A 12,959-nucleotide genomic window follows, 5' to 3' on the forward strand; every position below is an offset into this window, starting at 1 on the left:
CCATGTACATGCTGGTATTTCTACTCAGTCTTTATTTTATTTTTCTGCTTTATAGCCTGGCGCCCGCCCCGGATATGGAGACTAGTCAAGTGCCAAAAGAGATTGAGGGCCTTTCAATTTTGATTCCATTCCGCGACGAGGCCAATAACTTGCCTCAATTATTAGAATCGCTTAAAGCTGTCAATTTTTCCTTCCCTGTCCAATTTCTATTCATCAATGACCACTCACAAGATGAGTCGGTTTCGATTGTTGAAAAATTTGAGGGAGCTCGAATTATTTCATCGGATCGGGAAGGAAAGAAATTTGCCATTCAGAAGGGCGTTGAAAGCGCCAGTTATCCTTGGGTCCTAACGCTTGATGCGGATGTGAAAATCACTCCTGAACTTTCTAGGGCTCTTGACGTCTTGGATGTGCGTCAAGGCAAGATGTTCTTGTTTTCCTTATCACCTACTCGTCGTGGAAGAATGGTCGCCGCCTTTTTTGACTTGGAGTTTATCGCCCTTCAGGCCATTGGTATTGGGATGGCTCAGAAAGGGAATCCGATTCTTTCCAACGGAGCATGCCTGCTTTTTTTGAAAGATGCGTTCTCGAAAGCAAACACGAAAAGGCAAGATTACCACATTCCTTCGGGAGACGATATTTTTGGAATGTTCGCCATCGCCGAGGTGTTTGGAAAAGAAGCAGTGAAAGTCGCTTCAGTCGAGCCATTGGTGACGGTCTCCTTTCCTGAAAAGTTAATTGAACTTCTCAGCCAAAGATCCAGATGGATTTCTAAAACATTAGATGTTCCCGATGTGAAGTATAAATTTCTTGCTTTTCTCATGGGCATTATTCATTTAACCCCTTTGTTTGTGTTGATCGCGCTGCTACTTGGATTGAGATGGCCTGATGCCCTAGCCATACTTTTTATAAAATGGTTGGGAGAGTGGATATTCTTCTGGATCGTATCAAAAAACTATCAACGCAGAGACTTACTTTTATATCTGCCTTTGTCTCAATTACTATATCCTATCTATACATTTGCCCTAATCGCTTTGGGAGTCTATCGAAAGCTCCAATTCAAGAAATCACAGCTCAATGCAGCAGGATAAGTCGGAATCACCTTTTAGGAGAAACTGGAAGCAATTCAAGCGGAATAAGACGGCTGTTTTCGGGCTTCTGGTCATTCTTATTGCAGCTTTCATTTCGATATTCGGAGCTACCATTCGCCCCGATTCCTCACCCGATGCCAATAGTCAAAATGTGAGCCTGGCAAAGAAAGGTATTGGTTTCACCGTAGATGTTTTGGAAGTGCGCAAGAACAAGTCTATCGAGCAGTCCTCTTGGTTATCCTCCCTGTTCTTTGGAGGAAAAGAATCTTCAGAACAAACCATTCCTATTTATTCTGCAGAAATACGACGTGACTCCATAGTCGGGTTCACATATGGTGGTGCTGCAGATGTAGTAGGTCAGCCATTCAAATACCACCTGGCCGATGTGGTTTACCCCTTAAAAGGCGAAGTTACGGACGTGGGATTCTATGAGTTTGAAACGATTCAGGGAGAGTCCATCCAAATTGAGAGGTCTCAACTTCTAAAAAAGGTCAACGAGAATATTGGAACGAAGACGTTTATTTTGGGGACTGATAAATTCGGAAGAGATTTGCTCAGTAGATTGATGGCGGGCACTATTATTTCGCTTTCAGTCGGTCTCATTTCTGTTTTGATTTCTTTACTTCTCGGCGTCACTCTCGGCGCAATTGCGGGTTATTTTGGTGGCAGAACGGATGATTTAATCATGTGGTTGATCAATGTCGTCTGGTCGATTCCAACACTTCTGCTCGTAATAGCCATCACGTTTGCCTTAGGAAAAGGTTTTGTACAGGTCTTCATCGCTGTGGGCCTCACAATGTGGGTAGAAGTAGCCAGGGTAGTGCGTGGACAGGTTCTTTCAGTGAAGAATCTCGAATTTGTTGAAGCTGCAAAAGTCTTGGGCTACTCCAATCCTCGAATAATTTTCAACCACATTGTTCCCAACGTCATGGGACCCGTCATTGTGATTTCAGCTGCTAATTTTGCATCAGCCATTTTGCTTGAGGCAGGCTTGAGCTTTTTGGGAATCGGGGCACAAATCCCCATGGCCTCCTGGGGACGAATGATAAAAGATCACTACCCATACATCACCACCGATTTGGCCTATCTCGCGATTCTTCCTGGACTCTGCATTGTCGTTTTGGTTTTGGCTTTTATGCTCGTTGGCAATGGGCTCCGCGAAAGCTTCGACAAGCGATCCGTTTAAAAAACCAGCAATCCGGCGATATAGATCACCGCTGCTATCAGCATAAAGTAAACAGTGAAAGGCAAAATGTCTCTCGCTTTGAGGCCTGTGATAGAGAGTAGAGGAAGTGCCCAAAATGGTTGAAGCATATTGGTTAGCTGATCTCCGTAAGCCATCGACATGATGCTTTTGCCAATGTCCAGTCCCATTTTTTGCGAAGCTTCGATTAAAATGGGCCCTTGTACCATCCATTGTCCGCCGCCGCTAGGCACGAGGATATTCACAAATCCGGCAGAGATGAAAGAAAAGATGGGGTAGGTGTTTTGATTTGAAATCGAAACGAAAAAAGCTGAGATATCACCCACAATTCCTGCACCCTTCATGATCCCGAGAATTCCGAAGTATAGCGGGAATTGGATTAGAATTCCCGATGCCCCGCCAATGGCGTCTTCGACAGCTTCGGCAAAGCTGCTCAAATTCCCATGAGCAATTAACCCAAGTCCTAGGAAGGTGGTATTGATGAAATTCGGATTTACGAAATTCCCATTGCCTGATTGGATAGAATGGGTTGCTATGGCGGCCGCTGTTATAAGAGTAGAAAGTCCCAATACCATCGACAGAGCGGGATGGAAATCGAGTTTTTCAGCGAAGCCTCTTGCCTCTGATTTCTGCTCCTTTTTCCTGAAATGATGAAGTATGTAGTGGGTTGAAATACTGTTTTTCCCGATGGCATAGGCGCAAAACGGCAAAATCAAAATCAGCGCAAGCGAAACGGATAGATTCATCGGTGAAAAAACCGTTTCACTAAATCCGACGACTGTGGGAAGTGTGCTGACATCTATTGAACTGCTCCCCTCCAGTAGGGAGGCCAAATGACCTTCCTCAGCAGCTTTAATCGTTGAACTACCTGATATTCCCCCGTGCCAAACCAGTAAGCCTGTGTAGCCACAAGCTCCGATCAGAGGGTAGTTGATTTTGTTTCCCTTCTGAACTGCATATTCACCGACTTTTCTGGCGAATATGGCCCCAAAAATCAGGGCTAGTCCCCAATTAATTAGACCAAGAATGACACAAGCTGCAGTAATAATAGCAGCAGCCTTTGGAGTGGTATCGCAATACTTTGTTGCGCGCTTGATGAAATCATCTATCGGTGGAGCCAGTGCCAGGACATGCCCCAAAACCAAAATGAGCATCATTTGGTAGGCAAACACCAAAAGCGGAGCGTTCCAAATGCCGTCATACCAGTACCCGACTACTTCTATACCATGATTTAAGAAGTTTTCGCCTGATGGCTTAAAGAAAAACACAGCCGTGCCAAATACAGCAAATGTCAATATTACTGCCAGCGTAAATGGCGATGGCAGCAGATTGTGAAATGCGCGTTCGAAACGACCGGCGACAGACATTACCTAGAAAGGAAGGTCATCGGTGCCATCATCCAAATTAGCCGGCTCGCTTTGTGGAAGTGGTGGAAGGTCGGAACCGATTTTCTCCGTTTCTGCCTTTTCCAATCTCCAAGCATCGAGAGAATTGAAAAAACGCGTTTCTCCGGTTTTCGGATTTTGCCATCTTCTTCCACGGATATTGAAATTCACCTTCAACATATCCCCTTCATTGTAAGGGTCTAGTAAATCCACTCGATCCTGAGTAAGCTGAAAAATAATTTCTTGGGGGTACTGACTTCCTTCATCAGCAATGACGAATTCGCGTTTTTTGAATTTATCGGTTACCTGTTCAGTACCGTTTTTTACTACTAATTTTCCGTTGATTGAAAACATAACTTGTAATTTTTTAATTGTTAAAACTCATGAGGGTCATCCATGCTTCTTTGACTTTTCCCTCTCTTAATAAATCATGAGCCTTCTCGTGAAGCCGTCGCTCCAGCTCGTGTGGAGAATCTTCCAGCTCTACGAAAAGATCGCTTAGTTCGATTAATCTATAGTCATTGACATCTGTCTCGTTGGGTAGCTCTTCAACATTGCCTAGACGGCCGAGGTCATTGCCTGTTAAGATAGCACTATTTCTGATTTCAGATGGTATTTGATCCACTCCAATTCCCATTGTTCTAAGTGGTTTTTCAACTTCAAATAAGGCTTCGCCATGTGCGCGGGTGTAGTAGTCTCCTCCCATACGGCCCACTGTATCGATTTTTGTTTGATCTATCTGAAGCTCCTCATTAATTAAGTCTTCACGCACGTGAATTTTCACCACCTCACAGATGATCAGGTTTCCAGCTCCTCCTTCTTTCCCAAGCTCCACGATTTCATTCACCTTGCACTCATACTGCACAGGGCTTTCTTTTACTCGCGGAGGTTTGACTATGTCAGAAGAAATCGTCGTAAGTCCTGCTTTCGCGAATTCGTTCACACCCTCCGGATATTCTGTGCTGGAAAGGGACATTTGCTCCACGATGGAATAATCCACAATATTTATAACCACTTCCGGGTGAACTTTCGCGTTCTCGTAGCTATGTTTTGTGGTATTGTCTCGACCTCTACGAGCTGGCGAAAAAATAAGAATAGGAGGATTCGCACTAAAAATGTTGAAATAGCTAAATGGAGAAAGGTTAACAACCCCATCCTTATTTACCGTACTGGCAAACGCGATGGGCCGCGGACCGATTGATCCCAGAAGGATTCCGTGTAGCTTGGCAACACTTAATTCGGAAGGAATAAAACTGCGCATAATCCGTTTTTTGCAAAAGTAAAAACTTTAATTCCTTAGAGAGTTTGTCGGAACGCTTTGTGAATAATTCTTTCTAACTATCTTTGCGGTCGCCAAAGCGCAAAAAGCGGATGTGGTGAAATTGGTAGACACGCTAGACTTAGGATCTAGTGCCGCGAGGCTTGGGGGTTCGAGTCCCTTCATCCGCACAACACTTCGGGAGTCCATACGGACTCCCTTTTTATTTGAGTTGAAATGGCGGCCAATCGACCGTCATTTCTAAGATTTACAGTATATTTGCACCCCGATTTTCAAAGGGATGATCATATTTAATGCCTTGTTTTTATGCAGATTACACAAGAGAAAATAGACGAAAAAAATGCTCTTCTAAAAATTAAAGTAGAGCCAACGGATTATAACGATAGATACAGTGAAGCACTGAAGCGCGCTCGCAAGCAAGTTCAAATGCCAGGTTTCCGTCCGGGGAAAATCCCAATGGGGGTTATTAAAAGCCGCTACGGTAAGTCATTGCTTGCTGAAGAGATGAACGAAATGCTCAACCAGAGCATTCAATCTTATATAGCTGAGCAAGACTTGAAAATTTTGGGCAGCCCAATGCCGAAAGAAGATCATGTTGACAATGGAAATTGGGATAATCCTGGAGATTTTGAATTTGTTTATGAATTAGGACTAGCTCCAAAATTGGATGTCGAAATTTCCAATAAGACCAAGCTAAACTACTATACCATCAAGATCGACAAGAAACTTGTTGATGACGAGGTGAACCGAATTGCTCGTCGCTACGGCAAAGTAGAAGACGTAGAAAAGGCAGGAGATAACGATATGCTCGTAGGAGATTTCGTGGAACTTGATAATAACGGAGAAGTTGTGCCGGGTGGTGTAATGAATCAGAGTACCGTTTCTCTGGAATTCATTGACAAGGATCAGGCTAAAAAGTTCTTTGGTTTGAAAATAGGTGACGAGTTAAACGTGCAGCCCTCGTTGCTAGCCAAGGATAACGATGACTTAGGGAGAATGCTTGGTCTTACAGGAGATGCACTAGCTAGCTCAGGAGACAATTACAAATTTATCGTTCGTGAGGTGAAGCATATGGAAGCTGCGGAGCTAAACGAAGAATTTTTCAAAAAGACTTTTGGCGAAGACGGCGAAGTGAAGACGGAGAAAGATTTTCGCGAAAAAGTATCTTCTGATCTGGGAAAACACTTCGTTAGCGATAGCGACCGACTCTTCAAAAGAGACATCAGCAAAGAGATGATTGCGAAGTACAATCCCGATCTACCGGATGAATTCTTGAAGAGATGGATTAGATTGACTAATGAGAATCCGATCTCGGCAGAAGAAGTGGAAAGAGACTACGCTGAATACCGCAAAAGTTTGCAGTGGCAATTGATTTTCAACGAGCTCGTAAGTCAAGATGCGATTAAAGTGAGTCAAGATGATGTTGTTGAGAAGACCAAAGAGCTTTTGGTAGGAAACTACGCTCAGTATGGTATGCCTGCTCCTGAAGATAAGGAGCTCGAAGAGTCTGCTAAAAGAGTACTTGGAAATCAGGAAGAAGCACGTAAAATTTACGATATGCTTTATGATGAGAAGCTAATCACTTACGTGAAGGAAAACGCTAGTGTGAGTGATAAAGAAGTGTCGTTTGATAAGTTTGTCGAATTGGCGTCTGAAGCTTAATCAACCTTTCGGTAACTTTCACGTTTCAATCACATAGCAAGAGCACATGTCAGAACATAAAGAATTCGAAAAATACGCTAAGAACCACCACAACATCAACAGTATGTACTACCACGATTATGCGAAGGCACTTACGCCTTACATTATCGAGGAGAGACAAATGAATGTGGCCCAAATGGACGTTTTTTCACGTCTGATGATGGACCGCATCATTTTCCTAGGTACAGGAATCGATGATCAGGTGGCCAATATCATTCAGGCCCAACTCCTTTTTCTTGAGAGTGTGGATCCTAAGAAGGATATTCAAATCTACCTTAATTCTCCGGGAGGATCTGTTTACGCAGGTTTGGGGATTTATGACACAATGCAGTATATCTCACCGAATGTTGCTACTATCTGCACAGGTATGGCTGCATCCATGGGTGCCGTATTGCTTTGCGCAGGAGAGAATGGGAAAAGAACGGCATTGAAGCATTCACGGGTAATGATTCACCAACCACTTGGAGGCGCTCAAGGTCAGGCTTCTGATATCGAGATCACTGCTAAAGAAATTATCAAGCTTCGCAAAGAACTCTACGATATCATCGCAAATCACAGTGGCCAAACTTTCGAAAAGGTAAGTGAGGACAGCGATCGAGATTTCTGGATGACTGCTGACGAGGCCAAGGAGTACGGTATGCTCGACGAAGTATTGGTGAAGAATCCAAAGCACTAAAAAATACACGCAATGGCTGGTAGTGAAAAACGAGAAGTGAAGTGTTCTTTCTGCGGGAGAAATAAGAGTGATGTAAATGTTCTTATAGCCGGAGTTACGGGTCATATTTGTGACAATTGCATTACTCAAGCTCAGAGTATCATAAAAGAAGAGCTTTCGCAAAAAGCACATACTCAGCTTGAGTCTAGCTTGGTTTTACAAAAGCCGGCTGAGATAAAAGCCTACTTAGACAATTTTGTCATCGGTCAAGATGATGCCAAAAGAACGCTGTCAGTAGCGGTTTACAACCATTATAAGCGACTGCTTCAGAAAACCGAAGATGAAGACGAAGATGAAGTTGAGATTGAAAAATCCAATATTGTTTTCGTAGGTGAAACGGGTACGGGTAAAACCTTGATGGCTAAGACCATTGCCCGCATGTTGAATGTTCCTTTTTGTATTGCTGATGCTACGATTCTTACCGAAGCAGGCTATGTAGGAGAAGATGTAGAGAGCATACTTTCTCGACTTCTTCAAGCGGCAGATTACGATGTGCCCACAGCTGAGAGAGGAATTGTATTTATCGATGAAATTGATAAGATTGCTCGTAAGAGTGACAATGCCAGTATCACACGCGATGTAAGCGGAGAAGGAGTTCAACAAGCTCTTCTGAAGCTACTCGAAGGTTCAGAAGTAAATGTGCCACCCCAAGGTGGTAGAAAGCACCCTGAACAGAAGTTGATTCAAATCAATACGAAGAATGTTCTCTTTATTTGTGGAGGAGCCTTTGACGGAATTAAAAAGCTCATCGAGCGCAGAGTGAAGACTTCCACCATTGGATACAGCTCTAGTACTGAGAATGCAGATTTTGATCCCGACCATATTCTTCAGTATGTATCACCTGTAGATTTAAAAAGCTTTGGACTAATTCCCGAACTTATCGGAAGATTCCCGGTATTGACTTACCTCAATCCGTTGGACCGCGAGACACTCAGAAGAATACTAACTGAGCCTAGAAATGCTTTGGTTAAGCAGTATGTGAAGCTATTTGAAATGGATGACGTGAAGCTTTCTTTTGAAAAGGAAGCGCTGGATTTCATTGTTGATAAAGCAATGGAGTATAAACTAGGTGCCAGAGGTCTTCGCTCCATTTGTGAGGCAATCATGACCGACTTGATGTATGAAATTCCAGGTTCTAATGATATCAAGAGCTTCAAAATAACTGCTAAATACGCTAAAGAGAAGTTTAGCAAATCGAAAATATCACAGCTGAAAGCTGCCTAAATTCTTATAAATCAATCCCAATTAACCCATGAAAAAAACAGTATTAGTATTGGCTTTTGCCATCGCTACATTATTTTCAAGTGCACAATACTTTCCTTCTCCCAGCCCTTTGGCTCGTGAGTATCAGATGGTAGGCCTTACTGAAATGGAAGTTGAATACAGCCGCCCGGGGGTAAAAGACCGTGTGATCTTCGGTGAGCTTGTTCCTTTTGATAAGATCTGGAGAACAGGTGCAAACAAAGCAACAAAAATCACTTTCAGCAATGATGTGAGCTTTAACGGCACAGTAGTAGAGGCTGGTACATATGCCATCTTTACCATTCCTATGAAAGATAAGATTATGGTGATGCTTAACTCTAACGCTGATCAAGGCGGAACGGGTAACTATGACGAAAGCTTAAACGTGGCTACTACTGAAGTGCCTTTCAAGAAAGGTTCTCAGACGGTTGAGCGTATGCGTTTCTCTTTCGAGAATGTAGAAGATAGTAAGGTGGACTTGATTTTTGAGTGGAGCAATATGATGTTCTCTATTCCCATTTCTGTTGACACCGACATGCTGACTCAAAAAAGCATGGAAAAAAAGATGAAAGAAATCGAAGGTGAATTTGGATTCTACGAGGACGCAGCCAGTTACTACTTAGCTAATGATAAAGATCCTCAGATGGCACTTGAGTGGGCTAAGAAATCTGTAGAGATGAAAGAGGTATTCTGGAATACACACACGCTAGCTAAGGCATACAAAGCCGTTGGAGACAAGAAAATGGCTTTGGCCACTGCTAAGAAATCTTTAGAGCTTTCCCAGGCTGCTGAGTATGAGCCATACATTAAAATGAACGAGAAGATGATTGCTGAAATGAAGTAAGCAGTTTCTTCACTGATACTAAAAAGCCCCGACGGATTTCCGTCGGGGCTTTTTAGATTCTATCTTTTTTTTGAGCGACTAGACTTGGCTAACTGCCTTGCCGTGGCATTGCTTGTATTTTTTTCCACTACCACACGGACAAGGATCGTTTCGACCTATTTTCTTTTCAGCTCTTACAGGTTCAGTTTTAACCGGAGGAGGTGGTGCTTGTCTCGTTGGACCACCTTGTCTCCCATTTGATGGAGCTGCTTGCTCAACTCTGGGGCGGCTCGTTTGCAATCTGCTCGAGTCGTCCTTGGCTGTTGTTGTCCGATTTGTCGTTTGAACCTGATCTGTCCTTCCCGGTAATGCAGCCTTAGAAAGGAATGAAACAACTTCCTTGCTCACTCTTCCGATCATCTTTTTGAATAATTCAAATGACTCGAATTTGTAAATTAGAAGTGGATCTTTTTGCTCGAATCGGGCATTTTGAACCGATTGACGCAAGTCATCCATTTCACGTAGGTGCTCCTTCCATTCGTTGTCTATGATGGAAAGTGTAACGCTCTTCTCCAAAGAGTTTCGAAGGATTTTCCCCTCGCTCTCCAGACATTTTTCAATGTTGGCGACAATTTGTAGTGATCGTTTACCATCTGAAAATGGAATTGCAATGTTCTCGAAATTATTCTCCTTTTGATGTACCTGCTTGATCACAGGCATAGCCGAAGTAGTTACCGCTTCCATGCGGCGCTTGTATCCCTCACGAGCTTGCTTGTAAATCGTCTCGGTAAGTTCAGGTGCTTTTGCTCCAACGAAATCATCCTCAGAGATAGGTGAGTCCATTCCAAAATATTGCAGTAAATCCATTTTGAAGCCTTCATAATCCTTGGCCTCTTGGTTGTTTATTACAACCTGTTCAGCCAAGTCACGGAACATATTCTGGATGTCCAGCTCCAATCGATCTCCAAAGAGGGCATGCTTGCGTCTTTTGTAGATTACTTCGCGTTGTGAGTTCATCACATCGTCGTATTCCAAAAGGCGCTTTCGAATTCCAAAGTTGTTTTCTTCAACCTTGCGTTGTGCTCGCTCTATTGATTTGGTGATCATAGAATGCTGGATCACCTCACCTTCCTCAAGTCCCAATCGGTCCATCATTTTGGCAATTCGGTCAGAACCGAAAAGACGCATCAAATCATCTTCCAGTGAAATGTAGAACTGTGACGATCCGGGATCTCCTTGTCGACCAGCTCGACCTCGTAGCTGACGGTCTACACGACGAGAGTCATGCTTTTCCGTACCGACTATCGCTAGTCCTCCTGCTTCTTTTACTCCTTCGCGTAATTTAATGTCAGTACCACGACCAGCCATATTGGTGGCTATTGTTACCGCGCTGGGGCGACCCGCTTCAGCCACTACATCTGCTTCTCGAGCATGGAGTTTCGCGTTAAGCACGTTGTGTTCAATTCCGCGCATCTTCAAAGATCGACTCAAAAATTCCGATACTTCTACCGATGTTGTTCCGACCAGTACCGGTCTTCCTGCTTTCGATAGCTCTACTATCTCGTCAATAGAAGCATTGTATTTTTCTCGCTTCGTTTTGTAAACCTTATCTTCTCTATCTTCTCTTGCGATAGGTCGATTGGTCGGGATGATCATCACATCCAGTTTGTAGATATCCCAAAGTTCGCCCGCTTCCGTTTCGGCTGTACCCGTCATCCCTGACAATTTGTGGTACATCCTAAAGTAGTTTTGAAGAGTTACGGTCGCATAGGTCTGCGTGGCATCTTCAATTTTTACATTCTCTTTTGATTCGATTGCCTGGTGAAGCCCATCGCTATATCGGCGACCCTCCATGATACGACCGGTCTGCTCATCAACGATTTTCACCTTATTGTCCATCACTACATAGTCTACATCTTTCTCAAATAGACTGTAAGATTTGAGCAATTGGTTGATGGTGTGAATTCGCTCTGCCTTTACAGAGTAATTTCGCATCAGCTCATCCTTCTGCTTCACTTTCTCCTCATCCGAAACTTCTGCATTGTCAATATTCATCATGAGAGTACCCATGTCAGGAAGAATAAAGAAGTCCGCGTCTTCCGTATTCGAAGAAATCAGATCAGTACCTTTTTCGGTGAGCTCGATACCATTACTCTTCTCGTCAATGGTGAAGTATAGCTCAGCGTCTGCCTTGGGCATCTCCTTCTCGTTGTCCTGTAGGTAGTAGCCTTCAGTCTTGAGTAGCAACTGCTTGATACCCGGCTGACTCAAGTACTTGATGAGCGCCTTGTTTTTAGGCAAACCTCTGAAAGCTCTAAAAAGCGATAGACTCCCTTCGTTGAGCTCTTCTTTTGATGCGCTTTTCTCATCGGGGTTTCCGATTTTCTTTTTGGCTTCTGCCAAAAGGCCCGTGACCAATTTCTTCTGAGCATTGTAGAGCTTTTCAACCTTTGGTTTGAGGTCATTAAAGAGGTGCTCATCTCCTTTTGGAGTAGGCCCTGAAATGATCAGTGGTGTTCGAGCATCGTCAATCAACACCGAATCGACCTCATCGACGATAGCATAGTGGTGTTTGCGCTGAACCAATCGGTCAGGACTACTGGCCATGTTATCACGCAAGTAGTCAAATCCAAACTCGTTATTTGTTCCAAACGTAATATCAGATTTGTACGCCTTGCGTCTCTCATCGCTATTGGGCTGATGCTTATCGATACAGTCTACCGAAAGACCATGAAATTCGTAAATCGGACCCATCCACTCTGAGTCACGTCGGGCGAGGTAATCATTCACTGTTACAAGGTGAACTCCCTTCCCGGTCAAGGCATTTAAATAAACAGGTAGGGTGGCCACAAGGGTTTTACCTTCTCCTGTTTGCATCTCGGCTACTTTTCCTTCGTGTAGTGCTATACCACCGATCAGTTGTACATCGTAGTGTACCATGTCCCACTTGATCTCGCTTCCTGCTGCTAGCCATGAGTTTTTCCAAATGGCTTTTTCGCCGTCAATAAGAATGCTTCCTTTTGAGGCGGCTAAGTCACGATCAAAATCTGTAGCTGTAACTTCTATTCGTTCGTTTTCCTTGAATCTCTTTGCTGTTTGTTTTACGACAGCAAACGCCTCAGGGAGAATGTCTAAGAGTACTTCTTCAATTTTATCATCCGTTTTGGCTACGATATCATCGATTTGTTTGAAGAACTCTTCTTTCTTTTCAATCTCCATTTCCGGATCGTCGTCCACTTGTTTTTGGAGTGCGCCTTTTTCTTTTTCCAGATCGTTCGTAGCTGCTTTGATCTTGGCCTTGAGCTCATTTGTTTTTGCTCTCAACTGATCGTGCGTCAAAGAGTCGAATTGTTCGTAAAACTCTTTGGTTTTGTCAACCAAAGGTTTCGCCGCTTTGACGTCTTTTTCGGATTTATCTCCGAATAATTTCTTGAGTGTTTTAGTAACAGAACCTAGCATAGGTGTAATCTTAATTTCGATTTTTCATCGGGAGCCTAAAGGTACCCAATTCCTCTTTAT

10 protein-coding genes and 1 tRNA gene are annotated in these 12,959 nt (G+C 43.5%); 7 read left to right on the forward strand and 4 right to left on the reverse strand.

Features of this window, described 5'->3' with window-relative positions:
* Nucleotides 1–8: 8 nt before the first annotated feature.
* Both O3Q51_04525 and O3Q51_04530 read left to right on the forward strand, forming a co-directional pair.
* Nucleotides 9–1,091 carry a glycosyltransferase gene (locus O3Q51_04525; protein ID MCZ4408059.1) on the forward strand — a complete coding sequence of 361 codons (1,083 nt, stop codon included), beginning with the start codon at nt 9–11 and terminating at the stop codon, nt 1,089–1,091.
* Nucleotides 1,078–2,277: an ABC transporter permease gene (locus tag O3Q51_04530; GenBank protein ID MCZ4408060.1), complete on the forward strand. Its 1,200-nt coding sequence runs from the start codon at nt 1,078–1,080 to the stop codon at nt 2,275–2,277. Before O3Q51_04525 ends, O3Q51_04530 begins: the two co-directional genes overlap by 14 nt.
* Here O3Q51_04530 and O3Q51_04535 read toward each other — a convergent pair.
* The 3 genes from O3Q51_04535 to O3Q51_04545 are packed head-to-tail and all read right to left on the reverse strand — an operon-like array spanning nt 2,274 to nt 4,941.
* On the reverse strand, nt 2,274–3,662 hold the full coding sequence (locus O3Q51_04535) for a TIGR00366 family protein (GenBank protein ID MCZ4408061.1): 1,389 nt from the start codon (nt 3,660–3,662) through the stop codon (nt 2,274–2,276). The genes O3Q51_04530 and O3Q51_04535 overlap by 4 nt on opposite strands.
* Nucleotides 3,663–3,665: 3 nt before the next feature.
* Complete coding sequence (locus O3Q51_04540) at nt 3,666–4,034, reverse strand: DUF3127 domain-containing protein (protein ID MCZ4408062.1); 369 nt, start codon at nt 4,032–4,034, stop codon at nt 3,666–3,668.
* 13 nt (nt 4,035–4,047) lie between these two features.
* Nucleotides 4,048–4,941: a flavin reductase family protein gene (locus O3Q51_04545; GenBank protein ID MCZ4408063.1), complete on the reverse strand. Its 894-nt coding sequence runs from the start codon at nt 4,939–4,941 to the stop codon at nt 4,048–4,050.
* A gap of 106 nt (nt 4,942–5,047) precedes the next feature.
* Between O3Q51_04545 and O3Q51_04550 the strand changes: the two genes are divergently transcribed.
* The 5 genes from O3Q51_04550 (at nt 5,048) to O3Q51_04570 (ending at nt 9,461) form a co-directional block, all read left to right on the forward strand.
* Nucleotides 5,048–5,129: transfer RNA gene (locus O3Q51_04550), tRNA-Leu, on the forward strand.
* A gap of 136 nt (nt 5,130–5,265) precedes the next feature.
* The gene (tig, locus tag O3Q51_04555) at nt 5,266–6,621 is read left to right on the forward strand and encodes a trigger factor (protein MCZ4408064.1); all 1,356 of its coding nucleotides are present in this window, start codon (nt 5,266–5,268) and stop codon (nt 6,619–6,621) included.
* A gap of 46 nt (nt 6,622–6,667) precedes the next feature.
* Entirely contained in the window at nt 6,668–7,336 is a 669-nt protein-coding gene (gene clpP, locus O3Q51_04560; GenBank protein ID MCZ4408065.1) for an ATP-dependent Clp endopeptidase proteolytic subunit ClpP, read from the forward strand.
* Between the two features lie 12 nt (nt 7,337–7,348).
* Nucleotides 7,349–8,599, forward strand: coding sequence for an ATP-dependent Clp protease ATP-binding subunit ClpX (gene clpX / locus O3Q51_04565; protein MCZ4408066.1), 1,251 nt, complete (start codon nt 7,349–7,351; stop codon nt 8,597–8,599).
* A 28-nt stretch (nt 8,600–8,627) separates the two neighbouring features.
* On the forward strand, nt 8,628–9,461 hold the full coding sequence (locus O3Q51_04570) for a DUF2911 domain-containing protein (GenBank protein ID MCZ4408067.1): 834 nt from the start codon (nt 8,628–8,630) through the stop codon (nt 9,459–9,461).
* Nucleotides 9,462–9,539: 78 nt separating this feature from the next.
* Here the strand turns inward: O3Q51_04570 and secA are convergent, their stop codons facing one another.
* Complete coding sequence (gene secA, locus O3Q51_04575; protein MCZ4408068.1) at nt 9,540–12,899, reverse strand: preprotein translocase subunit SecA; 3,360 nt, start codon at nt 12,897–12,899, stop codon at nt 9,540–9,542.
* Nucleotides 12,900–12,959: the final 60 nt, after the last annotated feature.

The organism is Cryomorphaceae bacterium 1068 (assembly GCA_027214385.1).
Lineage (GTDB): Bacteria > Bacteroidota > Bacteroidia > Flavobacteriales_D > Cryomorphaceae > JAKVAV01.

Bases quoted from the DNA above. Each gene is read 5' to 3' on its own strand.
- O3Q51_04525 (MCZ4408059.1), top strand. From the start codon at position 9: ATGCTGGTATTTCTACTCAGTCTTTATTTTATTTTTCTGCTTTATAGC.
- O3Q51_04530 (MCZ4408060.1), top strand. From the start codon at position 1,078: ATGCAGCAGGATAAGTCGGAATCACCTTTTAGGAGAAACTGGAAGCAA.
- O3Q51_04535 (MCZ4408061.1), bottom strand. From the start codon at position 3,662: ATGTCTGTCGCCGGTCGTTTCGAACGCGCATTTCACAATCTGCTGCCA.
- O3Q51_04540 (MCZ4408062.1), bottom strand. From the start codon at position 4,034: ATGTTTTCAATCAACGGAAAATTAGTAGTAAAAAACGGTACTGAACAG.
- O3Q51_04545 (MCZ4408063.1), bottom strand. From the start codon at position 4,941: ATGCGCAGTTTTATTCCTTCCGAATTAAGTGTTGCCAAGCTACACGGA.
- tig (MCZ4408064.1), top strand. From the start codon at position 5,266: ATGCAGATTACACAAGAGAAAATAGACGAAAAAAATGCTCTTCTAAAA.
- clpP (MCZ4408065.1), top strand. From the start codon at position 6,668: ATGTCAGAACATAAAGAATTCGAAAAATACGCTAAGAACCACCACAAC.
- clpX (MCZ4408066.1), top strand. From the start codon at position 7,349: ATGGCTGGTAGTGAAAAACGAGAAGTGAAGTGTTCTTTCTGCGGGAGA.
- O3Q51_04570 (MCZ4408067.1), top strand. From the start codon at position 8,628: ATGAAAAAAACAGTATTAGTATTGGCTTTTGCCATCGCTACATTATTT.
- secA (MCZ4408068.1), bottom strand. From the start codon at position 12,899: ATGCTAGGTTCTGTTACTAAAACACTCAAGAAATTATTCGGAGATAAA.